General features: G+C 55.5%; 22 protein-coding genes and 1 tRNA gene. 14 read left to right on the top strand and 9 right to left on the bottom strand.

The annotated features are described in order from the left end of the window. Positions 1-2: 2 nt before the first annotated feature. Positions 3-1,700 carry a sensor histidine kinase gene (locus ACOT0L_RS12820; RefSeq protein ID WP_022648926.1) on the bottom strand — a complete coding sequence of 566 codons (1,698 nt, stop codon included), beginning with the start codon at positions 1,698-1,700 and terminating at the stop codon, positions 3-5. A gap of 386 nt (positions 1,701-2,086) precedes the next feature. Between ACOT0L_RS12820 and alaC the strand changes: the two genes are divergently transcribed. After that, positions 2,087-3,322: an alanine transaminase gene (gene alaC, locus ACOT0L_RS12815; RefSeq protein WP_023300650.1), complete on the top strand. Its 1,236-nt coding sequence runs from the start codon at positions 2,087-2,089 to the stop codon at positions 3,320-3,322. Between the two features lie 57 nt (positions 3,323-3,379). On the opposite strand, the gene ypdK is transcribed toward alaC, so the two are convergent. From ypdK to ACOT0L_RS12795, 4 genes are all read right to left on the bottom strand, one after another. Beyond that, positions 3,380-3,451 (bottom strand): membrane protein YpdK, encoded by a 72-nt coding sequence (gene ypdK / locus ACOT0L_RS12810; RefSeq protein ID WP_099458937.1) that lies wholly within the window; start codon positions 3,449-3,451, stop codon positions 3,380-3,382. A gap of 359 nt (positions 3,452-3,810) precedes the next feature. Then, positions 3,811-4,731 (bottom strand): kdo(2)-lipid IV(A) palmitoleoyltransferase, encoded by a 921-nt coding sequence (gene lpxP / locus ACOT0L_RS12805; protein ID WP_168713920.1) that lies wholly within the window; start codon positions 4,729-4,731, stop codon positions 3,811-3,813. A gap of 248 nt (positions 4,732-4,979) precedes the next feature. Beyond that, positions 4,980-5,051: transfer RNA gene (locus ACOT0L_RS12800), tRNA-Arg, on the bottom strand. A gap of 75 nt (positions 5,052-5,126) precedes the next feature. Then, complete coding sequence (locus ACOT0L_RS12795) at positions 5,127-6,056, bottom strand: formate/nitrite transporter family protein (RefSeq protein WP_022648872.1); 930 nt, start codon at positions 6,054-6,056, stop codon at positions 5,127-5,129. A 314-nt stretch (positions 6,057-6,370) separates the two neighbouring features. Between ACOT0L_RS12795 and mlaA the strand changes: the two genes are divergently transcribed. Then, on the top strand, positions 6,371-7,123 hold the full coding sequence (mlaA, locus tag ACOT0L_RS12790; RefSeq protein WP_022648871.1) for a phospholipid-binding lipoprotein MlaA: 753 nt from the start codon (positions 6,371-6,373) through the stop codon (positions 7,121-7,123). Positions 7,124-7,167: 44 nt separating this feature from the next. Here mlaA and fadL read toward each other — a convergent pair whose 3' ends face one another. Beyond that, positions 7,168-8,451, bottom strand: a complete 1,284-nt coding sequence (gene fadL / locus ACOT0L_RS12785) for a long-chain fatty acid transporter FadL (RefSeq protein WP_022648870.1) — start codon at positions 8,449-8,451, stop codon at positions 7,168-7,170. Between the two features lie 372 nt (positions 8,452-8,823). Between fadL and ACOT0L_RS12780 the strand changes: the two genes are divergently transcribed. The 4 genes from ACOT0L_RS12780 (at position 8,824) to sixA (ending at position 13,498) form a co-directional block, all read left to right on the top strand. Next, a complete protein-coding gene (locus ACOT0L_RS12780; protein ID WP_063150322.1) occupies positions 8,824-9,108 on the top strand; it encodes a YfcZ/YiiS family protein in 285 nt (94 codons plus the stop codon). A 237-nt stretch (positions 9,109-9,345) separates the two neighbouring features. Next, positions 9,346-10,656: an acetyl-CoA C-acyltransferase FadI gene (gene fadI / locus ACOT0L_RS12775; protein WP_022648868.1), complete on the top strand. Its 1,311-nt coding sequence runs from the start codon at positions 9,346-9,348 to the stop codon at positions 10,654-10,656. Then, a complete protein-coding gene (gene fadJ, locus ACOT0L_RS12770) occupies positions 10,656-12,803 on the top strand; it encodes a fatty acid oxidation complex subunit alpha FadJ (RefSeq protein WP_126503346.1) in 2,148 nt (715 codons plus the stop codon). The genes fadI and fadJ overlap by 1 nt, the downstream gene beginning before the upstream one ends. 209 nt (positions 12,804-13,012) lie before the next feature. Continuing rightward, positions 13,013-13,498 carry a phosphohistidine phosphatase SixA gene (gene sixA, locus ACOT0L_RS12765; RefSeq protein ID WP_003861375.1) on the top strand — a complete coding sequence of 162 codons (486 nt, stop codon included), beginning with the start codon at positions 13,013-13,015 and terminating at the stop codon, positions 13,496-13,498. 46 nt (positions 13,499-13,544) lie between these two features. On the opposite strand, the gene smrB is transcribed toward sixA, so the two are convergent. Next, positions 13,545-14,096 carry an endonuclease SmrB gene (gene smrB / locus ACOT0L_RS12760; protein ID WP_022648866.1) on the bottom strand — a complete coding sequence of 184 codons (552 nt, stop codon included), beginning with the start codon at positions 14,094-14,096 and terminating at the stop codon, positions 13,545-13,547. 145 nt (positions 14,097-14,241) lie between these two features. Between smrB and prmB the strand changes: the two genes are divergently transcribed. From prmB to ACOT0L_RS12730, 6 genes are read left to right on the top strand one after another with little or no spacing between them, the layout of a single operon-like run. Then, positions 14,242-15,174, top strand: a complete 933-nt coding sequence (prmB, locus tag ACOT0L_RS12755; RefSeq protein WP_022648865.1) for a 50S ribosomal protein L3 N(5)-glutamine methyltransferase — start codon at positions 14,242-14,244, stop codon at positions 15,172-15,174. Positions 15,175-15,234: 60 nt separating this feature from the next. Then, a complete protein-coding gene (gene aroC, locus ACOT0L_RS12750) occupies positions 15,235-16,320 on the top strand; it encodes a chorismate synthase (RefSeq protein WP_022648864.1) in 1,086 nt (361 codons plus the stop codon). Positions 16,321-16,322: 2 nt separating this feature from the next. Next, a complete protein-coding gene (mepA, locus tag ACOT0L_RS12745) occupies positions 16,323-17,147 on the top strand; it encodes a penicillin-insensitive murein endopeptidase (RefSeq protein WP_003861385.1) in 825 nt (274 codons plus the stop codon). Then, positions 17,147-17,956, top strand: coding sequence for a sulfite exporter TauE/SafE family protein (locus tag ACOT0L_RS12740; protein ID WP_022648863.1), 810 nt, complete (start codon positions 17,147-17,149; stop codon positions 17,954-17,956). The genes mepA and ACOT0L_RS12740 overlap by 1 nt, the downstream gene beginning before the upstream one ends. Beyond that, complete coding sequence (locus tag ACOT0L_RS12735) at positions 17,956-18,501, top strand: elongation factor P hydroxylase (protein ID WP_023300646.1); 546 nt, start codon at positions 17,956-17,958, stop codon at positions 18,499-18,501. The genes ACOT0L_RS12740 and ACOT0L_RS12735 overlap by 1 nt, the downstream gene beginning before the upstream one ends. A gap of 13 nt (positions 18,502-18,514) precedes the next feature. Next, on the top strand, positions 18,515-18,790 hold the full coding sequence (locus ACOT0L_RS12730) for a YfcL family protein (protein WP_022648861.1): 276 nt from the start codon (positions 18,515-18,517) through the stop codon (positions 18,788-18,790). Positions 18,791-18,855: 65 nt separating this feature from the next. On the opposite strand, the gene mnmC is transcribed toward ACOT0L_RS12730, so the two are convergent. Beyond that, positions 18,856-20,853 (bottom strand): bifunctional tRNA (5-methylaminomethyl-2-thiouridine)(34)-methyltransferase MnmD/FAD-dependent 5-carboxymethylaminomethyl-2-thiouridine(34) oxidoreductase MnmC, encoded by a 1,998-nt coding sequence (gene mnmC / locus ACOT0L_RS12725; protein ID WP_126503348.1) that lies wholly within the window; start codon positions 20,851-20,853, stop codon positions 18,856-18,858. 158 nt (positions 20,854-21,011) lie between these two features. Here mnmC and fabB point away from each other — a divergent pair, with 158 nt between their 5' ends. Next, entirely contained in the window at positions 21,012-22,229 is a 1,218-nt protein-coding gene (gene fabB, locus ACOT0L_RS12720) for a beta-ketoacyl-ACP synthase I (RefSeq protein WP_022648859.1), read from the top strand. Positions 22,230-22,297: 68 nt separating this feature from the next. Then, a complete protein-coding gene (locus tag ACOT0L_RS12715) occupies positions 22,298-23,476 on the top strand; it encodes an MFS transporter (protein WP_126503350.1) in 1,179 nt (392 codons plus the stop codon). A gap of 84 nt (positions 23,477-23,560) precedes the next feature. Here ACOT0L_RS12715 and flk read toward each other — a convergent pair whose 3' ends face one another. After that, a complete protein-coding gene (gene flk, locus ACOT0L_RS12710; RefSeq protein WP_048965796.1) occupies positions 23,561-24,565 on the bottom strand; it encodes a flagella biosynthesis regulator Flk in 1,005 nt (334 codons plus the stop codon). Positions 24,566-24,632 lie beyond the last annotated feature (67 nt).

Below are 24,632 nucleotides of genomic sequence, written 5' to 3'. Positions count from 1 at the left end.
GCCTACGGCAACAAGGATATGGGGGCATTAACGGGCGTTCGTTCGTTCGGGACATAAAAAGCAATTTCGGTGCCCGGCTCGAGGCGGTGAATGTGCAGCCCGTCACCGTACAGCAGCTTGACCCGGTGGTGTACGTTCAGCAGCCCGATTTTATTTCCCGGCATTTCGTTTGATTCGACGCGCTCGATAACTTTCGGATCGATGCCGTGTCCGGTATCGCGCACGGCGATTCGCACGCGGTTACCGCTTTCCGTCACGCTAATCGTGACCACGCCTTTTCCTTTACACGGCTGAATGCCGTGAACAATAGCGTTTTCCACCAGCGGCTGGATCAGCAGGCTTGGGATCACGCAGTTGACCTCTTCATCAATATCGTAAATGACCGTCAGCTTATCGCCAAAGCGTGCCTGCTCAATCGCGATGTAATCCTTGATTTGATACAGCTCTTTTTTGATGTCGATCTGCTCGTCATCTTTTAACTCAATGTTGTAGCGCAGATAGCGCGACAGATTAAAAATCAGCTGCCGCGCGGTATCCGGATTAAGACGAATGGAAGAGGAGATAGCGTTCAGCGCGTTAAACAGGAAATGGGGATTGATCTTGCTTTGCAGGGCACGCAGCTCTGCCTTATTTGCCATCTCGCGCAACTGCTCCGCACGCGAAACTTCGAGTTGGGTGGAGATAATCTGCGACAGGCCAATCGCCATCTCCTGGAGCGAGGAGGTGATTTGGTGCGCATGGCAGTAGTAAATTTTCAGCGTCCCCGTGACCACGCCTTTTTCCCACAGCGGGATCACCAGCATTGAGTGGATCTCTGGCGTCCGGTGGGCTTCATCATTGTTTTTAATGATGATTTTTCCGTAGTTAATCGCCTGTCTGGTGGTCGGGCTGATGGTATCGTCGCTGTCGCGATAATTGTGCTCACCGACGCCAACATAGGCCAGCACGTGGTCAATATTGGTGATGGCAACCGCATCGGCGTGAATATCCCGGCGGATGATATCGCAAACCTGACGTAAAGATTCGGTGTTAACGTGTCGGAAAAGCGGCAGTGTTTTGTTGGCAATATCCAGTGCCAGCTTCGCCTGACGCGCGGCGCTGGCCTCTTTTTCGCCTTCCACGCTTTGCACCAGCAGCACGATAAAGCCTATACAGACGCTCCCGAGGATCATCGGAATACCGATCTTCGAGACGATATCCAGCCCCAGCGCAGTGGTCGGTGCCCAGACGACGACCAGGATCATGGTCAGCGTTTCGCAGACCATCCCCGCGATAATCCCCGCACGCCAGTGCTGTTTTTTCGGGATTTTGCGGTTAATCCAGCCGGAGAGTACCCCGGCAATAATGCTGGTGATAAAGCAGGGGACTGCCGTCACGCCGCCAATATCAATCAGGTATCGATGGGTGCCGGCGATAATGCCTGTGATAATCCCGACCCAGGGACCAAAGAGGATCCCGCCTGACATGACGGCGATGATGCGCACGTTCACCAGCGAGCCTTCTACCGGCACGCCGGACCAGGTGCTGAACAGGGCAAACATCGAAAAGATAAACGTAACGGCCAGCAGCTCTTTTGGCGAGTGGGCAGATTTATGCAACAGTTCGCGAAACAAGCGGATGCGGATAAGGAAAAAGAGACAGATCAGCATTAATGCCGCGCGGTCGAACACCGCCAGGAGCATATTGAAGATTTCGTGCACGGTCAGGCCTGGGAAAACGGGAAAAATCTATGATAGAAAACATAGGGCCAGATGACCAGCTATCCATCAGATTTATCAAATGGGGAAAAACCATAATTCTCAAAGGGGATTGCTGGCTTTTGACTGAAAGTCGCTGCTTTTTCGTTTGGGGAGAAGCGTCAGGTAACGATACTGAAAATATCGTGTTAAATCGCAGCGCTTAAAACTGCCTGTTCACGATAAGAGTTCCGCTTTTCACTGCAATCGCATTCCCGTTTTAGCGCAATATATTGTTTTGCCGTTATCCCCTCGACAGCGTCTTTTTCTTCAGGTTATTTTCTAAGCATGCCACACGGGTGGCAGCGTCGCTCGGACGGTCCGGGCGCTAACGTGACTCTGAGGAATCTATGGCTGAATTCAGTCCTGAACGCCGTTTTACGCGTATCGATCGTCTCCCCCCTTATGTTTTCAATATCACTGCTGAACTGAAAATGGCTGCGCGTCGGCGCGGTGAAGACATTATCGATTTCAGTATGGGTAACCCTGACGGCCCAACGCCGCCGCATATCGTTGAGAAACTCTGCACAGTTGCCCAGCGTCCCGATACCCATGGGTATTCAACCTCACGCGGCATTCCACGCTTGCGTCGGGCGATCTCCCGCTGGTATCAGGATCGTTATCAGGTGGATATCGACCCTGAAAGCGAAGCGATTGTGACCATTGGCTCCAAAGAGGGGCTGGCCCACCTGATGCTGGCGACGCTCGATCACGGCGATACCGTCCTGGTGCCGAATCCGAGCTACCCAATTCATATTTATGGGGCGGTGATTGCTGGCGCGCAGGTGCGTTCTGTTCCACTGGTGGAAGGCGTCGACTTCTTCAACGAGCTGGAACGGGCGATTCGTGAAAGCTATCCGAAGCCGAAAATGATGATCCTCGGTTTCCCGTCCAACCCAACGGCACAATGCGTCGAACTCGAATTCTTTGAGAAAGTGGTCGCGCTGGCTAAGCGTTACGACGTGCTGGTGGTACACGATCTCGCCTATGCTGATATCGTTTATGATGGCTGGAAAGCGCCGTCAATTATGCAGGTACCGGGTGCCCGTGATGTGGCGGTTGAGTTTTTCACCCTGTCGAAAAGCTACAACATGGCGGGCTGGCGAATTGGATTTATGGTGGGAAACAAAACGCTGGTGAGCGCCCTGGCGCGTATTAAAAGTTACCATGACTATGGTACGTTTACGCCATTGCAGGTCGCGGCCATCGCGGCGCTGGAAGGGGATCAGCAGTGCGTGCTTGATATTGCCGCCCAGTACAAGCGCCGCCGTGATGTGCTGGTAAAAGGGCTTCACGAAGCGGGCTGGATGGTTGAAATGCCTAAAGCTTCCATGTACGTCTGGGCGAAAATCCCCGAGCCGTATGCGGCGATGGGATCTCTGGAATTTGCCAAAAAACTGCTTCAGGACGCGAAGGTTTGCGTTTCTCCAGGCATTGGCTTTGGTGACTACGGTGACACGCATGTGCGTTTCGCGCTGATCGAAAACAGCGACCGTATCCGTCAGGCTGTGCGGGGGATTAAAAGCATGTTCCGCGCGGATGGCCTGCTTGCAGTTAAGAGCGTCGTGGAACAACCCGAGTCGTAACGGACACCAAAAAAACAGGCGCCAACGGCGCCTGTTTTTTTGACTGCATTTTCTTAACTAGATCATCAGAGCAAACGTTCCGGCCCAAACTAAAACAATAACCGAAATGCCCATAAAGAAATATTTCACGTTTCATCGCTCCGCGTATCTTTCGGTACGCATTAAAAAAACAGAGTCCAACTGAGTATAGAGAGTTGAAATCATGCGAAAGGGGAAATCGGAATTATCCCGTTACGTCGCTAACTTCAGCTCTGAATTCTGTGCTTTCCTGTCGCCAGACGGCGCTAATGTACGCCTAAATTTCAGGAGTGACAAGAGGCATTTTTTTAAATAATTTCCGATACTTACGAGTGTCGTGGAACGGCGACAGTTTGATTTCGGTACGCAATAAATGCCTGTTGAGCGACGGTCGAAAAAAGCCGTTACGCACTGCGATTACAGGTGCTTGAAAAGGTTAGTTTCTTAGCGAAACTAACCTTCGAAAGGGGTTAGATATAAAGTGAGGCTTCGCCCAGAGGGCGGGTTTTAAAGCGGCGGTGCATCCACAGATACTGCTCAGGTGCTCGCATAATCTCAAACTCAATCACCTTATTGATAAAGGTCGCGGCTTCACTCTCATCCTCAGGATAGTTCGCCATCTCCGGTGAGATATGCAGACGATAGCCTGACTTATCCGCTTTTCTGACCATGGTCACCGTTAACATCGAGGCGCCAGAGAGACGTGAAATCACAAAGGTACCGTTCGTCGTAGCGACATCTTTAACCGCAAAGAAAGGGGCAAAGCTGCTGCCTTTAGGGCCGTAGTCCTGGTCCGGGGCAAACCAGACGGCTTCACCTTTTTTCAGGGCGCCAACCATACCGCGCAGATTGTTACGGCTGATCATCGCCTTATTTGAACGCATGCGGCCCCGCGTTTGTACCCATTCCATCAGTGCGCTGTTATGCGGGCGATAGGTTGCCATCATCGGCTGACAAAGACCCATAACGCGGCCGCCCAGCTCAAGCGACATAAAATGCACACCCACAACCATCACGCCGCGTTTTTGCATCTGGGCATGTTTGAGGTTATCCAGACCTTCAACGTCAAACCATTTACGGACACGCTCGTCTGGCCAGAACCAGGCCATACCGGTTTCAAGCAGCGCCATACCGATAGATTTAAAGTTTTCAGCGATCAGCGTTTCACGCTGCTGCGCGTTGTAATGCGGAAAGCAAAGTTCAAGATTTTTTCGGGCAATGGACTCGCGACGCTTAAGAAAGTGACGCGATGCGCTGCCGAGCTTCGAACCCAGGAAGCGAATCACGGGATAAGGAAGCTGGACCAGCAGCCAAAGTACGCCAAGGCCGAACCATGTAAACCAGTAGCGCGGGTGCAGAAACGCCCGCTGAAATTTGGATTGAGACAAAATAGTGGAACCTTTGTAAAGCCTGTGAAGGTAGCGCAGACTTCGCGATACCACGTGCCATTGAGACCGTAGGACGAGGTCATGGTTGCAGGCTTTACCGTTCTTTACGACGTTGCCTGGCCATTGCTGACTTGGGTGGGCGGCTTAATGTAGCACCGTTATACATTATGAGCTATTACTCGTTTTTGCTTAAAAAAGCGGCAATTGCAAAGCGGATTGATAAATCAGGCATTATAGGGGGAAATTAAAAGTGTCCCCTGCAGGAATCGAACCTGCAACTAGCCCTTAGGAGGGGCTCGTTATATCCATTTAACTAAGGGGACGAAGCGGCAAGAGTATAGCGTTATTTACACTTCTCGTTAAGCGCATTGCCGCCTGACTGGTCAAAGAGTCACCGTTCACGCCGATTTTTCGGCAGTTTTATCCTTTTTTTCCTGAGCCTTAAGTTCGGCCTTACGCTTGTTGGACATGTCGTTACGGATTTGCGCATGGCTCAGCAGTGCAAAGATAAAGGTTCCGCCACAAATGTTGCCTGCGAGAGTAGGCAGGGCGAACGGCCAGAAAAAGTCGCTCCAGTGGAGTGTGCCGTTAAATACCAGATAAAGGATTTCAACGGTCCCGACAACAATGTGCGTGGTATCGGCGAGTGCGATAAGCCAGGTCATTAGAATAATCACCACGATTTTCGCGCTGCCCGCTGACGGGAACATCCAGACCATAGTGGCGATGATCCAGCCGGAGATAATGGCATTAGAGAACATTTCAACCGGCGTATTTTTCATTACGTCCATGCCAATCTTCACAAATGCGTCGCGGGTCGGTTCATCAAAAATTGGCATATACTCGAAGGCCCAGGCTGCAACGCCCGTACCGATCAGGTTCCCCAGCAGCACGACGCTCCACAGGCGCATCAGTAAACCAAAATTACCAAGGGTCGGATTTTGCATGACGGGCAGTACGGCAGTGACGGTGTTCTCCGTGAAAAGCTGCTGTCGCGCCATAATGACGATAATAAAGCCGAACGTGTAGCCTAAATTCTCCAGCAAAAAACCGCCCGGCACGCCTTCCAGCTGAACGTGAAATATACCTTTGGCGAGCAGAGAGGCACCCATCGACAGACCGGCTGCGATGGCCGACCACAGCAGGGCCATTGCATCACGCTCCATCTCCTTTTCGCCATCCTGGCGAATATGCTCATGAATGGCCATGGCACGCGACGGCAGGCGATCCTCATCGACTTCTATCTCTTCTCCCCGGTCTTTCTCCTCACTTTCAATCTCATGTTCCTCATTGTTCTCGCCAATTTTTTCTTCGTTAATATCTTTCATAACTGCTCCTTCGGGGTAATCGCTCATTTAAGCGTAGCGGCTTTTGGCGCCTTGCCCGTGGGGAAGCTCTTAAATTGCTGAAAATGGCAATAAAGGTGAGACATCTCTTTCAAAGCCAATATAAAATTGCCAGCGAAACGAATTCTTAAAGACAGGCTATGCTGAAATTAGCGTGATGACGCGAGCGGGTCGTCATTGTCCTCGTAGACATCGGTAAGCGTGCTGTTACAATCACTTGCACGTTTCAGGCGGAGCCTCACAGGCTCCGTCACAGATGGCATTCAACGATAGCCATATTGAACAGGGAGAAATATATGAAGCTTCGGCTGTCGGCGCTTGCGCTGGGCGTAACGATGCTTGTGGGCTGCGCCAGCTCTGGCGAGCAAACGGGACGCTCCGATCCTCTCGAAGGATTTAACCGTTCAATGTACAACTTTAACTATAATGTGCTGGATCCATATCTGGTTCGTCCGGTTGCCGTGGCATGGCGTGACTACGTTCCGCAGCCAGCGCGTAACGGGCTGAGCAACTTTACCAGTAACCTGGAAGAGCCAGCGGTGATGGTGAACTACTTCCTCCAGGGCGACCCGTATCAGGGGATGGTGCATTTCACCCGTTTCTTCCTGAACTCTCTGCTGGGTATGGGCGGCTTAATAGATGTCGCAGGCATGGCGAACCCGAAATTACAGCGTGAACAGCCGCATCGTTTCGGCAGCACACTGGGGCATTATGGCGTAGGTTATGGGCCGTATGTGCACCTGCCATTCTACGGCAGCTTTACCGTGCGTGATGATGGCGGCGACATGGTGGATACGCTGTATCCGGTGCTGTCATGGCTCACCTGGCCGCTGTCGATTGGTAAATGGACCGTGGAAGGGATTGAAACGCGTGCGCAACTGCTGGACTCTGACGGTCTGCTGCGTCAGTCTTCCGATCCGTACATCATGGTCCGCGAGGCCTATTTCCAGAACCATGACTTTATTGCCAACGGCGGTAAGCTGAAGCCGGAAGATAATCCGAACGCGAAAGCCATCGAGAACGAATTAAAAGATATCGATTCGGAATAAATAAAAAAGGTGAGCGATGCTCACCTTTTTTAATCGTGTTGGGATTAGAACGCGTAGTTGAAGTTGGTACCAAACAGCCAGGCTTTACCTTCAGAGGTAAACTCGTAAGGGCCTTCCTGGAAGGTCACTTTCTGTCCATGCATGTACGACACGCCCGCGTCGATAGAGGCATTTTCGTTGAACGCGTAGGTTGCCCCCGCACTCACCCAGAAACGGTCCTGATCCGGAATGGAGATAGAACGCTTATCTGCCGGTACCGGGCTGTCATCAAATGCCACGCCGGTACGGAACGTCCAGTTGTCATCCATATAATAGGTCGTACCAAGTGCGATACGGTAAGCATCGTGGAAGCTTTCGTCTTTATAGAACAGCGTCTGGCCGTTGCTGCCGGTGGCTTTCAGCTCCTGGAACTGACTCCAGCTGGTATACGCGAGGCTATAGTGAATAGCCCACTGCGGCGCAACGCGGTTATAACCTGACACTTCCCACATTTCTGGCAGATGCAGTGACAGTGAACCCGGTACGGTTTGATTCGAGGTACCCCATGGAATGGTGGTGCCTGCGCCCGGTACCATACCGTTGACCGGGCTCAGGATGCCGCTTTTGTAATCGCCATCGAAGTCAATCTTCACTTCTGAGCGGTAGGTCAGACCCCAGCGGTTGTTTTTATCCAGTTCATACAGGATACCGGCGTTCCAGCCGTAACCCCACTCGTCACCTTTCAGGCTGGCAATTTTATTGCTGTTTTTCGGCAGCGCAGCAGTTTGCTCCCCGGAATAACGCTCGATTTTTGCATCAGCGTAGACAGCATCAAAGCCCAGACCAAAGCTCCAGTTATCGTTCAGACGATATGCGCCGCTCAGGTTAAGGTTCAGGGTCGTCAGGTCGGTTTTACCGCCGTATTCCCCGGCCGGGTAGTTGTTATTGAACTCCGTTGCCAGGCCATAGTTAGAGGTGACAGAGGCACCCCAACCAAACTGTTCATTGATTGGCGCAACAAAGTGCAGGTTAGGCACCCACGCCGTTGGTGCAATGTTATCCGCCTTCAGATCTGCGCCGGTATACTGAGATTTGCCAGAAATGTTGACATCAGGATCGATGTAAACCGCACCGGCAGAGAAGGTAGGGCGATCAAACATCATGATAAGCGCCGGGTTACGGCTTGCGTTGCCTGCGTCATCGGCAATCGCACCTTCCCCGGAATACGCACGGCCAAGGCCAGAGGAAGAAAATTCGTTTAACTGGAAGCCCGCTGACCAGGCGGACGTTGAGACGATTGCCACTGCAACTGCTAAAGCAGTTTGTTTGAACAGGGTTTTCTGGCTCATGACCATAACCTCATTGAGTTATTTTTATTCAATAATTGTTACATACCGTAACAGGAGCGCGAAGTGTAGGGTCTGAGGTATGACATACAAATCAGACCAGTGGCGAGAGTATAGGTCTGACCAGCTGGGATGTTGCAAGTTTGTTTATTAATATTTTCAAACATGTTTCATGAAACGAGATCTGGTTGGCAAAATTGTGACCAGTACGATTCATCCGAAAAGGTGAATTTTGTTTTAGATCATTTTTTAGTGTGATATTGCTCACTTATCCGGTTTTGCGCCATTAACGGCTGGAGGGGGCTCGTCCGGGGGCGTAAAATAGTCGCATCGTGTTTATCTCGCGCGCTGCGCGAATACAGAGGAAATTGAGCTATGAGTAAATGCAGTGCTGATGAAACCCCGGTTTGCTGCTGTATGGATGTTGGCACCATTATGGACAACACCGATTGCACCGCCTCTTACAGCCGCGTATTCCCTAACCGCGCTGAAGCGGAAGAGACGCTGGCCGCGCTGAGCAAGCGTGCGTGTGAAGTCGAATCCGATCCATGTGAAATCAAATCTACCTTCACGGAAGTGGAAGGCGGCGTACAGCTGGATATCGACTTTGTGTTCGCCTGCGAGGCAGAAACGCTGATCTTCCAGCTGGGCCTGCGTTAATTCCTGCGGTCTGGTGCCCTCACCCCAACCCTCTCCCACGGGAGAGGGCGCAAACACTAAAAACGGTAACCCACGGGTTACCGTTTTGCTTTTACCCTGGGCATTTTCTTTTTCTTCTCTGTGCCTTAGCTCGCAATTTTTCGCTTCCCCGATTGGCTCAATGTAAAAAAATAGTTAAGACTATTATCAGGTCAGACCACTTAACGTGCGCGCAAAATTTTTTTACAGGGGAGTGTTATGAGTCAGGCATTACCGCTTATCACCCGACACGGTGACCGCATTGCCATTGTCAGCGGGTTACGTACGCCGTTTGCACGTCAGGCAACCGCGTTTCACGGTATACCGGCTGTCGATCTGGGAAAAATGGTGGTGGGGGAGATGCTGGCTCGCAGCGAGATCCCGCCAGAGGTTATTGAGCAACTGGTTTTCGGCCAGGTGGTACAGATGCCGGAAGCACCCAATATCGCGCGTGAAATCGTGCTGGGTACCGGCATGAATGTTCATACCGACGCCTACAGCGTCAGCCGCGCCTGCGCCACAAGTTTCCAGGCGGTGGCGAACGTGGCGGAAAGCCTGATGGCGGGGACCATTCGCGCGGGAATTGCCGGCGGCGCGGATTCCTCCTCCGTGCTGCCCATCGGCGTCAGCAAACAGCTGGCCCGCATCCTCGTGGATGCCAACAAAGCTCGCACTACCGGTGCAAAGCTTAAACTCTTCTCGCGTTTACGCCTGCGCGACCTCATGCCCGTGCCACCTGCCGTTGCTGAATACTCCACCGGCCTGCGCATGGGCGATACAGCCGAGCAGATGGCAAAAACCTATGGTATTACCCGCGAACAGCAGGATGCGCTGGCGCATCGCTCGCATCAGCTGGCAGCGAAAGCCTGGTCGGAGGGCAAACTGACCAACGAAGTGATGACCGCCTATGTACCGCCTTACCGGGAACCGCTCGCGGAAGATAACAACGTTCGCGGCACCTCAACCCTGGCAGATTACGCAAAACTGCGCCCGGCCTTTGACCGTAAACATGGCACCGTTACGGCGGCCAACAGTACGCCGCTGACGGACGGTGCCGCCGCCGTGATCCTGATGACGGAATCCCGGGCGAAAGAGCTGGGCATCACACCGCTGGGCTATTTGCGCAGCTATGCCTTTACCGCCATCGATGTCTGGCAGGACATGCTGCTCGGACCGGCCTGGTCCACGCCGCTGGCGCTGGAGCGCGCGGGGCTAACGCTCTCCGATCTCACGCTAATTGATATGCACGAAGCCTTTGCCGCACAAACGCTGGCAAACGTGCAGCTTATGGCGAGCGAACGTTTTGCCCGCGACGTGCTGGGCCGCGCACATGCCACAGGCGAAGTGGATCAAAGTAAATTCAATGTGCTGGGTGGCTCCATTGCTTACGGTCATCCGTTTGCAGCGACCGGGGCGAGAATGATCACCCAGACGTTGCACGAACTGCGTCGCCGTGGCGGCGGCTTTGGTCTCGTCACCGCCTGTGCGGCGGGCGGCCTGGGCGCAGCAATGGTTCTGGAGGCTGAATAATGGAAACGACATCTGCATTTAACCTTGTTGTTCGCCTTGATAACGTGGCCGTTATCACCATTGATGTGCCCGACGAAAAAATGAATACCCTGAAGGCGGAGTTCGGCGTTCAGGTGCGTGCGATGCTCAGACAGATCCGCGAAAACAAAGCGATACGTGGCCTGGTATTTATCTCGGCAAAGCCGGATAACTTTATTGCCGGGGCCGATATCAACATGATTGCCCGGGCGACAAGCGCTCAGGAAGCAGAAGATCTGGCGCGTCAGGGGCAGCAGGTGATGGCGGAGATCCATGCGCTGTCGATACCCGTTGTCGCTGCGATCCACGGGGCTTGCCTGGGCGGCGGGCTTGAGCTGGCGCTGGCCTGCCACAGTCGCATCTGTACCGACGATGCGATAACCGTACTCGGACTGCCTGAAGTACAGCTTGGATTGCTGCCCGGTTCAGGTGGCACGCAGCGCTTGCCGCGGCTGGTGGGCGTCAGTACTGCGCTGGAGATGATTTTAACCGGTAAACAGCTGCGCGCCCGTCAGGCGTTAAAGGCGGGTCTGGTTGATGAGGTCGTTCCGCACGCAATCTTGCTTGAGGCTGCCGTTGAGCGGGCGCTGAAAGGTCGTCAGGCGAAACGCCCCCTGCCGGTGCGTGAGCGTATCCTCGCCGGGCCGCTGGGGCGCACGCTGCTGTTTAATATGGTGGGTAAAAAAACCGAGCAAAAAACCAGAGGGAACTATCCGGCAGCGACGCGCATTCTGAAGGTGATTGAAACCGGTTTATCGCAGGGCAGCAGCAGCGGTTATGCCGCGGAAGCGAAAGCGTTTGGCGAGCTGGCGATGACGCCGCAGTCGCAGGCGTTGCGCGGCATTTTCTTTGCCAGCACGGAGGTTAAAAAAGATCCGGGCAGTGAAGCTGAACCGGCTCCGCTGCGCGCCGTTGGGGTTCTGGGTGGTGGGCTGATGGGCGGCGGCATCGCGTTTGTCACCGCCAGCAAAGGCAAATTGCCCGTACGTATCAAAGATATCAATCCTAAGGGCATCAACCACGCGTTGCAGTACAGCTGGCAGAACCTTGATCGCAAAGTGAAACGCCGCCATATCAAGGCCAGCGATCGCGATAAAACCCTCGCGATGATCACTGGCGCCACCGACTACAGTGGGTTTGCACACCGCGATCTGGTGATTGAAGCCGTGTTCGAAGATCTGGCCCTTAAGCAGCAGATGGTAGCGGACGTTGAACAGCATTGCGCGCCGCACACCATTTTCGCGTCAAACACCTCGTCTTTGCCGATCGGCGACATCGCGGCGAAAGCCATGCGCCCGGAGCAGGTGATAGGGCTGCACTATTTCAGTCCTGTCGAAAAAATGCCGCTGGTGGAGGTTATCCCTCATGCCACAACCAGCCCGCAAACTATTGCCACCGTGGTGAAGCTAGCGAAAAAACAGGGCAAAACTCCTGTTGTGGTCGCGGACAAAGCCGGCTTCTACGTCAACCGCATTCTGGCGCCGTATATTAACGAAGCGATGCGGTTGCTGATGGAAGGGGAGAAAATTGAGCACGTCGATGACGCCCTGGTGAAGTTTGGTTTCCCCGTCGGCCCAATCCAACTTTTGGATGAGGTAGGAATTGATACGGGGACTAAAATTATCCCTGTGCTGGAAGCGGCTTATGGCGATCGTTTTGCGCCGCCTGCAAACTTTGTTTCCGCAATTTTGAAGGACGATCGCAAAGGCAGAAAAAATGAACGCGGTTTCTATCTTTACGCCGCGAAAGGGCGTAAAAGCAAGAAACAGGTCGACCCTTCGGTTTATGCGCTTATTCCTGTCACGGGTCAGGGAAAACTGTCGGCGGTTCAGTGTGCTGAGCGCTGCGTGATGATGATGCTCAATGAAGCGGCGCGCTGCTTTGGTGAGCAGGTGATCAAAAGCGCGCGCGACGGCGACATCGGTGCCGTGTTTGGTATCGGTTTTCCGCCATTCCTTGGCGGCCCGTTCCGGTATATGGATACCCTCGGGGCGGGTGAAGTGGTTGCGATCCTGCAACGTCTGGCCTCTCAATACGGTCCACGGTTTACACCTTGTGACGAATTATTGCAGATGGCGGAACGGGGTCAGACATTCTGGCCCGCAAGGGAAACTGATTGCGTAAACTGAAGTCAAAGAAGGGTAAATCCTGAGGTGATGGAACCTGTTCTGGCGAAATTGTAAACAGAGATTGACTATACTTACGCCATTGAGGTAAAAAACAGCGTTTCATTCACCGAATGGATCAGGCACAATGCCCGGCCATCGGGTTTTCTACCTCAGAGCATTAATCGCGGGTAGTTAACGCCGGTGATTCTGGTTAACAAAAGCGGTGCAATATGCAAGTTTTTATCATGCGTCACGGCGACGCGGCACTCGATGCCGCCAGTGACTCAGTACGTCCTTTAACCGTCTGTGGCTGCGACGAATCCCGTCAGATGGCGACATGGCTTAAAGGTCAAAAAGTGGACATTGAACGCGTTCTGGTGAGTCCGTTCCTGCGGGCAGAACAGACGCTGGATGTGGTAGGGGAGTGTATGAACCTGCCATCCAGTGTGGATGTTCTCCCTGAACTCACGCCGTGTGGCGATGTTGGCCTTGTCAGTGCTTACCTTCAGGCGCTGTGCAACGAAGGTGTCGCTTCCGCACTGGTCATTTCCCACCTGCCGCTGGTCGGCTATCTGGTATCTGAGCTATGCCCGGGCGAAACGCCGCCGATGTTCACAACGTCCGCCATTGCCAACGTCACCCTCGACGAAACCGGCAAAGGGGTCTTTAACTGGCAAATGAGTCCGTGCAACCTGAAGATGGCTAAAGCCATCTGACGTGACGTGCGATATGGCGGGGTGCCGCGTGCCTCCCGCCATCCTGTCAGGGCAACTCTGGCGGCTGCCACTCCTCCACCTCAATCAATACCAGCAATGCGGCATCTCCGCCGTACTCTTTTGGTGCCTGATGAAAAGCCATTACGTGCGGATGCTGAGCCAGCCACAGCGGCGTCTGTTGTTTGAGAATATGTTTACCGTGACCGTGCATCACGCAGGCGCAAAAAACATGCTCGCGTCGGCACGCCGCGATCAACGCCCCCAGCTCCTGCTTCGCCTGCATCTGGGTCAACCCATGCAGATCGAGGAACAGCTCCGGCGAGTAATCTCCCCGGCGTAATTTTTTCAGTTCAAAATGGCTGACGTCTTCGCGCACGTATTTCACCGCGCCCTGCGTATTTAGCAGCGGCTGAAACTCATCTGAAAAATAGTGGCTGTTATCGGCCTGCTCCTGGAGCAGACGTTTGACCGGAACCTCGCTGATTTTTTTACGCTGCGGGCGATGGACAATGGTGTCGTGCGTGATTTTACGCGTCCCGGTCATCAGCTGGCGGAAGAGAGCCTGATCCTCCTCGCTGAGCGATGTTTTCTTTTTCATTCGTCATTCTCATCTCGTATTTCCGATAGTGTACCCGACTAAACGCATTTTTTAACCTCAAGCGACACGCGTCATTGCTGATTTATCGCCGTCTTCATGGCAAACTAGCCGCCGAAAATTATGCGAGCATGCCCTGGAGGAAAGAGTGGATAAAATTTTTGTCGATGAAGCAGTAAACGAGCTGCATACCATACAGGACATGTTGCGCTGGTCGGTTAGCCGCTTCAGCGCCGCCAATATCTGGTACGGACACGGCACCGATAACCCGTGGGATGAGGCCGTCCAGCTGGTGCTGCCGTCACTCTACCTGCCGCTGGATATTCCGGAAGACATGCGCACCGCGCGCCTGACCTCCAGTGAAAAACACCGCATCGTTGAGCGCGTGATCCGTCGCGTGAACGAGCGTATTCCGGTGGCTTACCTGACCAACAAAGCCTGGTTCTGCGGCCATGAGTTCTATGTTGATGAGCGTGTGCTGGTGCCACGTTCGCCGATTGGCGAGCTGATCAACAACCACTTTGACGGCCTGATTAACCATCAGCCGCAGCATATTCTTGATATGTGCACCGGCAGCGGCTGCATCGCGATTGCCTGCGCGTACGCCTTCCCGGAAGCGGAAGTGGACGCCGTCGATATCTCCACCGACGCGCTGGCCGTCACCGAACACAACATTGAAGAGCACGGCTTGATCCATCACGTCACGCCTATCCGCTCTGACCTGTTCCGCGACCTGCCGACGCTGCAATACGACCTGATCGTCACCAATCCACCGTACGTGGATGCCGAAGACATGTCCGATCTGCCGAACGAGTACCGTCACGAGCCGGAGCTGGGCCTGGCGTCAGGCTCTGACGGGCTGAAGCTGACCCGCCGCATCCTGGCCTGCGCGCCGGATTATCTGACCGACGATGGCGTTCTGATTTGTGAAGTGGGTAACAGCATGGTACATCTGATAGAGCAGTACCCGGATGTGCCGTTCACCTGGCTTGAGTTCGACAACGGCGGTGACGGCGTCTTTATGCTGACCAAAACGCAACTGCTTGATGCACGCGAATACTTCAGCATTTACAAAGATTAATCCAGCGGGCTTCGGCCCGTTTCACAACGCTCAAACACAAACAACAACATCGGAGCCGTGATGGCAGGAAACAGTATTGGACAGGTATTCCGTGTGACCACCTTTGGCGAGTCGCACGGTCTGGCACTGGGTTGTATCGTTGATGGCGTCCCGCCAGGCATCGAACTGACCGAAGCCGATTTACAGCATGACCTTGACCGTCGTCGTCCGGGTACCTCTCGCTACACCACGCAGCGTCGCGAGCCGGACCAGGTCAAAATTCTCTCCGGCGTTTTTGAAGGCCGTACCACCGGGACCAGCATTGGTCTGCTGATTGAAAACACCGATCAGCGCTCCCAGGACTACGGCGCGATTAAAGACGTCTTCCGTCCGGGCCACGCCGACTATACCTACGAACAAAAATATGGCTTTCGCGACTATCGCGGCGGCGGACGTTCTTCCGCGCGTGAAACCGCGATGCGCGTGGCGGCAGGTGCGATTGCCAAAAAATATCTCCAGCAGAAATTCGGCATCGTTATCCGCGGCTGTCTGACCCAGATGGGCGACATTCCGCTGGCAATCAAAGACTGGGATCAGGTAGAACTTAACCCGTTCTTCTGCGCCGATGCCGACAAGCTGGACGCGCTGGACGAGCTGATGCGTGGCCTGAAAAAAGAGGGCGACTCCATTGGTGCGAAAGTCACCGTGGTGGCCGACGGTGTGCCGGCTGGCTGGGGCGAGCCGGTATTTGACCGCCTCGACGCTGACATCGCCCACGCGCTGATGAGCATCAACGCGGTGAAAGGCGTTGAAATCGGCGACGGTTTTGACGTGGTTAAGCTTCGCGGCAGCCAGAACCGCGACGAAATCACGAAGGCGGGTTTCCAGAGCAACCATGCGGGCGGCATTCTGGGCGGCATCAGCAGCGGGCAGCAAATTATTGCCAATATCGCGCTGAAGCCAACGTCCAGCATTACCGTGCCGGGCCACACGATTAACCGCTCAGGCGATGAAGTAGAGATGATCACCAAAGGGCGGCACGATCCATGCGTGGGGATCCGCGCGGTACCGATCGCAGAAGCGATGCTGGCGATCGTGCTGATGGATCACTTCCTGCGCCAGCGCGCGCAGAATGCGGATGTGTCGACCACCATTCCACGCTGGTAACTATGAAAAAAACCGCAATCGCTCTGCTGGCGCTGCTGGCCAGTGGAGCAAGCCTGGCCGCCACGCCGTGGCAGAAAATCACCCACCCGGTAGCGGGAAGCGCGCAGTCCATTGGCGCTTTCTCCAACGGGTGTATCGTCGGCGCGCAGGAACTTCCGCTGCAGTCGGACACCTATCAGGTGATGCGCACCGACCAGCGCCGTTACTTCGGCCATCCTGACCTGGTGCTGTTTATTCAGCGTCTTGGCAACCAGGTGCATAACCTGGGGCTGGGGACGATGCTGATTGGCGATATGGGGATGCCTGCAGGTGGTCGCTTCAACGGCGGTCACGCCAGCCACCAGACCGGACTGGATGTGGACATCTTCCTGCAACTGCCGAAAACGCGCTGGAGCTCAGCGCAGCTGCTGAAACCGCAGGCGCTGGATCTGGTCTCGGCCGACGGTAAACGGGTCGTGGCCTCGCGCTGGTCGCCGGAAATTTCCAGCATGATTAAGCTGGCGGCAGAGGATAACGACGTCACACGGATCTTTGTTAACCCGGCCATAAAGCAGCAGCTTTGCCTGGATGCGGGAACGGATCGCGACTGGCTGCGTAAAGTGCGCCCATGGTTCCAGCACCGGGCGCATATGCATGTTCGCCTGCGCTGCCCGGCGAACAGCCTGGAATGTGAAGATCAGCCGCTGCCACCGCCTGGCGATGGTTGTGGTTACGAACTGCAAAGCTGGTTTGAACCGGCCAAGCCTGGAACCTCTAAGCCTGAGAAGAAGACACCGCCTCCGTTGCCGCCTTCCTGCCAGGCGCTACTGGATGAGCATGTACTTTAATGGATAATTTCGTCGATCTGTTTATGGTGTCACCGCTGCTGCTGGCGGTGCTCTTTTTTGTTGCGATGTTAGCCGGATTTATCGATGCCCTGGCGGGCGGTGGCGGGTTGCTCACCGTTCCGGCGCTGCTGGCGGCAGGCATGAGCCCTGCCCAGGCGCTTGCCACCAACAAACTCCAGGCATGCGGCGGTTCGCTCTCCTCATCGCTCTACTTTGTTCGGCGCAAAGTGGTGAATCTCGCCGATCAGAAGCTCAATATCCTGATGACGTTTATTGGCTCGACGGCGGGCGCGCTGCTGGTCCAGCACGTACAGTCCGACATTCTGCGCCAGATCCTGCCGATTCTGGTTATCTGTATTGGCCTCTATTTCTTACTGATGCCAAAGCTCGGCGAGGAAGACCGGGCGCGTCGACTGCACGGCCTGCCGTTTGCGCTGATTGCCGGTGGCTGCGTCGGTTTTTACGACGGCTTCTTTGGTCCGGGAGCAGGCTCGTTTTACGCGCTGGCATTCGTGACGCTGGCCGGGTTCAACCTCGCCAAATCCACCGCCCACGCCAAAGTCCTCAACGCAACCTCCAACGTTGGCGGTCTGCTGCTGTTTATCATTGGCGGCAAGGTTATCTGGGCTACCGGATTTGTGATGATGGCGGGGCAGTTTTTGGGCGCGCGCGCAGGCTCGCGTCTGGTATTAAGCAAAGGGCAAAAGCTGATCCGCCCGATGATTGTTGTCGTCTCGGCGGTGATGAGCGCCAAACTTCTTTATGACAGCCATGGACAGGAGATCCTCACCTGGTTGGGGATGAACTAATGAACAGTACGCATAAATACGAACAGCTGATTGAGATCTTCGACAGCTGTTTTGCTGATGATTTTAATACCCGTCTGATTAAAGGCGACGACGAACCGATCTATCTTCCTGCTGATGACCAGGTTTCATACAACCGCATCGTCTTTGCCCACGGCTTTTACGCCAGCGGTTTGCACGAGATTTCGCACTGGTGCATCGCGGGGAAAGCGCGTCGCGAGCTGGTGGACTTTGGTTACTGGTACTGCCCGGACGGGCGCGACGCCGCCACCCAGGGGCAGTTCGAAGATGTGGAGGTGAAACCGCAGGCGCTGGAGTGGCTGTTCTGCGTGGCGGCGGGTTTCCCGTTCAACGTCAGCTGTGACAACCTTGAAGGCGACTTCGAGCCAGACCGTATCGTCTTCCAGCGCCGCGTGCATGCGCAGGTGATGGAATATCTTGAGAAAGGCATCCCGGAACGTCCGGCACGCCTGATCGAGGCTTTACAAAATTATTACCATACGCCGGAGATCACGGCGGAATGCTTCCCGTGGCCGGAAGATTTATAACAGAGGAAAGAAGATGATCGCAGAATTTGAATCACGCATTCTGGCGTTAATTGATGACATGGTGGAACACGCCAGCGATGATGAGCTGTTCGCCAGCGGTTATCTGCGTGGTCACCTGACGCTGGCGGTAGCCGCGCTGGAAGCAGGGGACGATCACTCTGCCGACGCCGTTCACGCGGAAGTTACTCGCAGCCTTGAAAAAGCCATTCTGGCCGGGGAACTGTCTCCACGCGACCAGTCTTTAGTGCTGGGCATGTGGGACAATTTGTTCCAGCAGGCTAAACGCTAAGTTGCCGCCTTCTCTTCCCTCTCCCTTTTGGGGAGAGGGCCAGGGTGAGGACACCAGACCGCACCCTACTTAACCCTTTTCCCCTTCAGCAATTTCCGCACCCACAGTCGGTTCGGATTAAGCCCCGCGAGCGTAACCCTGTCCAGCGGAACCGGCTCATCGCTCATTTGCGCGGCTAGCACTTCAGCCAGCAATGGCGCGGAGCATAATCCCCGCGAGCCTAAGCCACCCAACATAAACAGTTCCGGATAAACGGGCGCACTTACCGCCGTTTCTTTGTTGTCTGCAAGATCCTGATAGACTTCAAGCGTGGCGTCATAGTCCGGCACGTTTCCCGCCATCGGCAGGTGATCGCGGGTCGCGCAGCGTACGCCGCAGCGCGCCTGACCCTCACTGACATCAACCTCTTTCGCCCACGACGCATTCGGGAAACAGTCGAGCAGGCGCTGGCGGTTTTGCTGCTGATCCGCTTCGCTGTATTGCATATCTGTTTCACCGCGATGATAGCTGGCACCGATGCAGTGATGGCCGTTGGACGGATTTTGCGGCGTCGCGTAGCCGTCGTAACACAGCACCTGACGCAGTTTGCTCAGTTCGGGCGCGGTCGGGATATGGCTCACCTGGCCGCCGACTGGATAAACCGGCAATGACGCTGTCTGGGTAAACTGAGTGATGTGATGTCCGTTGGCCAGCACAACGCTGGCATGCTGCGACGCTTTGCCGTCAGCAAAACGCAGTTCCCAGTGGGCTGTGCGAATAAGCGATTCAACCTTGTGGGCATAATGCACTGTCAACCCACGCGACTGCCCGAGGGCTATCGCCGCAGAAGTCAGTTCAGCCGGACACAGCCAGCCGCCGAGTGGATACTGAATTCCGCCGCAGCCGGTGTCGACGCCAGCGGTCTCAGCAACCTGCTGAGCCGTCACGGCATGGGCGATGGTTTCCGGCAGCCCCAGCGACAGCATTTGGGTGATTTTCTGTTGGCTCTTCTCATCCCAGCCCAACTGCGTCACACCGCACCAGTCGTGGTCGAACGCAACCGGCAGGCTATCGTAAAGGCGACGAGCAAACGTAAACGCAGCCGGGAAGAACTGGAACAGTGCTGGATCGTGTGAACTTAATAAGGGATAAAGCGCGCCCTGACGGTTGCCTGATGCACCCATCGCCGGTGCCTCGTCAGCGCAGTAGAGCGTCACCTGCCAGCCACGGTGCAGCAGCGCCAGTGAGAGCAGGGCGCTGGCAATACCTCCGCCCACAATGGCGACCTCACGCGACGCACTGGGGCGGCGAGCAAACCAGGGTGCCTGTGCCGGGATCGCCAGATCCTGTTCCATCACCCCCACCAGCATGTCGCGTTTGCGGCCAAAGCCTTTGGTTTTCCGCATGGTAAACCCCGCCTCCTGCAACCCACGGCGGACAAAGCCCGCCGAGGTGAAGGTGGCAAGCGTCGCGCCCGGGCGTGCCAGACGTGCCATTGCGCTGAACAGGTGCGGACTCCACATGTCAGGGTTTTTGGCGGGCGCAAAACCGTCCAGGAACCAGGCGTCCACTTTCTGATGCATTGAGTCATCGAGCTTATCGGTCAGGTCGTTAATGTCGCCAAGCCACAGGTCGAGCGTGACGCGTCCGTCGTCCAGAATCAGACGATGACAGCCGCCGATAGCCGGTGGCCACTGGGCCTGAAGCTGTTCCGCCCAGTGGGCAAGCTCCGGCCAGCGCTGATGGGCAAGCCGCAGATCGTGCGCGGTAAGCGGAAATTTTTCAAAACTGATGAAATGTAATCTTTGTAAGGTAGCTTCGAGGTGTGCAGCGCGAAACTGATCGAAGGCCTGCCAGAGGGTCAAAAAATTCAGCCCGGTGCCGAAACCGCTCTCCGCGACGACAAACAGGCTGCGCGGATGCTCAGGGAAGCGGGTGCTGAGATGATTTCCTTCGAGGAAGACATAGCGCGTCTCTTCCAGTCCGTTATCATTAGAAAAGTAGACGTCATCAAAATCTCGGGAAACAGGTGTACCCTCAGCGTTGAATTCGAGGTTGGCAGGTTGTATGGCGTTTTGTTTCACGTAAGTTACTCGTCCGACAGGCAGTGGCACGATCTTAGCGATGTGAGCCCATCGGTGCAAATTTCCACAGAAAATCGCTGATCGGACTTGTTCGGCGTACAAGTGTACGCTATTGTGCGACTCGAAACTTTTTATAGTGCGACTTACAGAGGTATTGAATGAAACGTGCAGTGATTACTGGCCTGGGCATCGTTTCCAGCATCGGTAATAACCAGCAGGAAGTCCTGGCATCTCTGCGTGAAGGACGCTCCGGGATCACTTTCTCTGAAGAGTTTAAAGATTCTGGAATGCGTAGCCACGTATGGGGTAACGTTAAACTGGATACCACCGGTTTAATTGACCGTAAAGTGGTTCGTTTCATGAACGATGCCTCTATCTACGCCTATCTTTCCATGCAGGAAGCGATCAAGGATTCTGGTCTGAGCGAAGACGCTTACCAGAACAACCCACGCGTGGGCCTGATTGCAGGCTCCGGCGGTTCCTCTAAAGCTCAGGTGTTCGGTGCTGACGCCATGCGCAGCCCGCGCGGCCTGAAAGCGGTCGGTCCATACGTTGTGACCAAAGCGATGGGTTCAGCGGTTTCCGCGTGCCTGGCAACGCCGTTCAAAATCCACGGTGTGAACTACTCCATCAGCTCTGCATGTGCGACCTCCGCACACTGTATCGGTAATGCGGTTGAGCAGATCCAGCTGGGCAAACAGGACATCGTATTTGCTGGCGGCGGCGAAGAGCTGGGCTGGGAAATGGCCTGTGAGTTCGACGCGATGGGCGCACTGTCCACCAAATACAACGAAACGCCAGACAAAGCATCCCGTACCTATGATGCACACCGCGACGGTTTTGTTATCGCTGGCGGCGGCGGTATGGTTGTGGTTGAAGAGCTGGAACACGCGCTGGCGCGTGGCGCGCACATCTACGCTGAGATCGTGGGCTACGGCGCAACGTCTGACGGCGCTGACATGGTTGCTCCATCCGGCGAAGGCGCGGTGCGCTGCATGAAGATGGCGATGCACGGCGTTGATACCCCAATCGACTACCTGAACTCTCACGGCACCTCAACGCCGGTAGGCGACGTGAAAGAGCTGGGTGCGATCCGTGAAGTGTTCGGCGACAACAGTCCGGCGATCTCTGCAACCAAAGCCATGACCGGTCACTCTCTGGGTGCGGCGGGCGTGCAGGAAGCGATCTACTCTCTGCTGATGCTGGAAAACGGCTTTATCGCGCCAAGCATCAACATCGACGAGATGGACGAGCAGGCGGCAGGCCTGAACATCGTGACCGAAACCACCGAACGTGAGCTGACGACCGTTATGTCCAACAGCTTCGGTTTCGGCGGCACCAACGCCACGCTGGTGATGCGTAAGCTGAAAGCGTAAGCGTTTGAAGATATAGTAGAAGGGAGCCACGCGGCTCCCTTTTTTTATGCCTGAACACGGAGTTATGCATGAAGGCTGTTACCCCTGAGAAGAGCGCTCCTTCCGGGAACCTTTCCCTTTTCCGCATCGCCTTTGCGGTGTTTCTGACCTACATGACCGTTGGTCTGCCGCTGCCGGTGATCCCCTTGTTCGTTCACCAGGAGCTGGGCTATGGCAACACCATGGTCGGTATTGCGGTGGGCATTCAGTTTTTAGCGACCGTATTAACCCGGGGCTACGCCGGTCGCCTGGCGGATCAGCACGGCGCAAAACGCTCGGCGTTGCAGGGCATGTTTGCCTGCGGGCTGGCGGGGGGAGCCTGGCTGCTGGCGGCGCTGTTGCCGATAGATGCAGCGTATAAATTCGCGCTGCTGGTGGCGGGGCGCCTGATCCTCGGCTTTGGCGAAAGCCAGCTGCTGACCGGCACCCTGACATGGGGAATGGGGCTGGTGGGACCTGCGCGTTCCGGAAAAGTGATGTCCTGGAACGGGATGGCGATTTACGGCGCGCTGGCGGCAGGCGCACCACTGGGGCTGCTGATCCACAGCCAGTTTGGTTTTGCGGCGCTGGCAGGCACCACCATGGTATTACCGCTGCTGGCGTGGGCGTTTAACGGTTCGGTGCGCAAGGTGCCCGCCCATAAAGGCGAGCGTCCTTCGCTGTGGAGCGTGGTGGGGCAAATCTGGCAACCGGGGCTTGGGCTGGCGCTTCAGGGAGTGGGCTTTGCGGTTATCGGTACCTTCGTCTCCCTCTATTTCATGAGCCGCGGCTGGGCGATGGCGGGCTTTACGCTGACGGCTTTTGGCGGCGCGTTTGTATTGATGCGCGTGCTGTTTGGCTGGATGCCGGATCGCTTTGGCGGCGTGAAGGTGGCGGTGGCGTCACTGGTCATTGAGACCGCGGGTCTGGTACTGCTCTGGCAGGCGCCGTCCGCATCCGTTGCGCTGCTGGGTGCAGCGTTAACCGGCTGCGGCTGTTCGCTGATCTTCCCGGCGCTGGGCGTTGAAGTGGTGAAGCGCGTGGCTCCGCAGGTGCGCGGCACGGCGCTGGGCGGCTATGCGGCGTTTCAGGATATCTCTTACGGCATCACCGGGCCGCTGGCGGGGCTGCTTGCAACGTCGTTTGGCTATCCTTCCGTATTTCTCGCCGGTGCGGTGTCAGCGGTAGTGGGGATTGTGGTGACGCTGGTGGCGTTTCGCAGGTCGTAGTTTTTGCCCGGTGGCGCTCCGCTTACCGGGCCTACAACCGCGCGAACCGTAGGCCGGGTAAGGCGTAGCCGCCACCCGGCAGTTTTAAGCAACCAGCCAGAAAATCGCCAGCGCAATCAGCAACGCGATAAACATCAATCCCGGACGGGCAGAAAGCGTTTTGAACGTGTCAACAACGGGGGCAAACAGCGGGTTGTAGATCGGCTGAATGTTTCTTACCTCCGGTACACCGCCTTCCCGCTCGGCGCGGCGAATGAAGATCTGATTCAGTAAATCCTGTACCTGCGCGGTGGTCAGCACCGTTTGCGGTGTCGCCTGCCAGCTCTGCTGGGCGTAATCCCGGATCATATCGAACTCGTGCGGTTCCAGCGGTTGTTTCAGTGCCGCCTGTACGCTGTGCAGGGTCGGAGCGCTCTGGGTGCTGAGCGTCTGACGCGCCTGGAGCCAGGTGACCAGATGGGTAAACTGTTTTGCCGGGATCATCTCGCCCGCTTTCACACCGGAAAGTTCCAGCATGGATTGCCAGATAAGCTTTGTCGGTTCGCCGGTGGCGGCAGCCAGCTTAGTGACCATCTGCTTGAGCGTATTATGCTCCGCAGGCTGTAATGGCCGCTCTGTAGACGGGCGCTGTTGCGGCTGCGGGATAGAAAGCTGATTGCTTTGCAGCAGGGTCAACACGGTTTTCAGCTGTTCCGGCGAAAGCTGGCTCAGGGCGGTATGACCGTACTGTTGACGGATAAAATCACTCACTGCCTGACGATTATTCCCCTGGCCCAACAGCTCGGTCAGCTGCGAGATAATCTGGCGGGTAGTATGTTGCTGCTGTGCGCTGGTAAGACGCTGGTTCAGGTTTTGTTCGGCGGCAGGGAAATGGCGCGACTGTAGCGGCGCATCGTTTCTGACGCCCAAATCGTGCTTAACGCCGGCCCATACCTCTGCGTTTTGCTGTGAGGTCAACGCAATAAGACGCGTGATAAGACGCTCCAGTACGGTGCGTTGCTGCGTGGAGAGCGGTTGTTCGCCTGGCGTGTTGGGCGTTACGGGGCCTTCACCCGGAGGGCGCGGAGGCGTACCTGAAATGGGCTGCATCGTCAAAAATCCTTAAAGTCAAACTCTGCGTAACCGGGCGGAGATATATGCCCGGCGGCGAGATTAT

It is taken from the genome of Enterobacter cloacae complex sp. XAL002 (assembly GCF_049236805.1).
In the GTDB taxonomy this organism is placed as follows: domain Bacteria; phylum Pseudomonadota; class Gammaproteobacteria; order Enterobacterales; family Enterobacteriaceae; genus Enterobacter; species Enterobacter intestinihominis.
The sequence above is the reverse complement of the archived record's forward strand: the minus strand, read 5'-3'. Positions and strand labels throughout refer to the sequence as shown.

Coding starts and splice junctions, on each gene's coding strand:
- alaC (WP_023300650.1), top strand. CDS start 2,087: ATGGCTGAATTCAGTCCTGAACGCCGTTTTACGCGTATCGATCGTCTC.
- ACOT0L_RS12795 (WP_022648872.1), bottom strand. CDS start 6,056: ATGAAAGATATTAACGAAGAAAAAATTGGCGAGAACAATGAGGAACAT.
- mlaA (WP_022648871.1), top strand. CDS start 6,371: ATGAAGCTTCGGCTGTCGGCGCTTGCGCTGGGCGTAACGATGCTTGTG.
- fadL (WP_022648870.1), bottom strand. CDS start 8,451: ATGAGCCAGAAAACCCTGTTCAAACAAACTGCTTTAGCAGTTGCAGTG.
- ACOT0L_RS12780 (WP_063150322.1), top strand. CDS start 8,824: ATGAGTAAATGCAGTGCTGATGAAACCCCGGTTTGCTGCTGTATGGAT.
- fadI (WP_022648868.1), top strand. CDS start 9,346: ATGAGTCAGGCATTACCGCTTATCACCCGACACGGTGACCGCATTGCC.
- fadJ (WP_126503346.1), top strand. CDS start 10,656: ATGGAAACGACATCTGCATTTAACCTTGTTGTTCGCCTTGATAACGTG.
- sixA (WP_003861375.1), top strand. CDS start 13,013: ATGCAAGTTTTTATCATGCGTCACGGCGACGCGGCACTCGATGCCGCC.
- smrB (WP_022648866.1), bottom strand. CDS start 14,096: ATGAAAAAGAAAACATCGCTCAGCGAGGAGGATCAGGCTCTCTTCCGC.
- aroC (WP_022648864.1), top strand. CDS start 15,235: ATGGCAGGAAACAGTATTGGACAGGTATTCCGTGTGACCACCTTTGGC.
- mepA (WP_003861385.1), top strand. CDS start 16,323: ATGAAAAAAACCGCAATCGCTCTGCTGGCGCTGCTGGCCAGTGGAGCA.
- ACOT0L_RS12740 (WP_022648863.1), top strand. CDS start 17,147: ATGGATAATTTCGTCGATCTGTTTATGGTGTCACCGCTGCTGCTGGCG.
- ACOT0L_RS12735 (WP_023300646.1), top strand. CDS start 17,956: ATGAACAGTACGCATAAATACGAACAGCTGATTGAGATCTTCGACAGC.
- ACOT0L_RS12730 (WP_022648861.1), top strand. CDS start 18,515: ATGATCGCAGAATTTGAATCACGCATTCTGGCGTTAATTGATGACATG.
- fabB (WP_022648859.1), top strand. CDS start 21,012: ATGAAACGTGCAGTGATTACTGGCCTGGGCATCGTTTCCAGCATCGGT.
- ACOT0L_RS12715 (WP_126503350.1), top strand. CDS start 22,298: ATGAAGGCTGTTACCCCTGAGAAGAGCGCTCCTTCCGGGAACCTTTCC.
- flk (WP_048965796.1), bottom strand. CDS start 24,565: ATGCAGCCCATTTCAGGTACGCCTCCGCGCCCTCCGGGTGAAGGCCCC.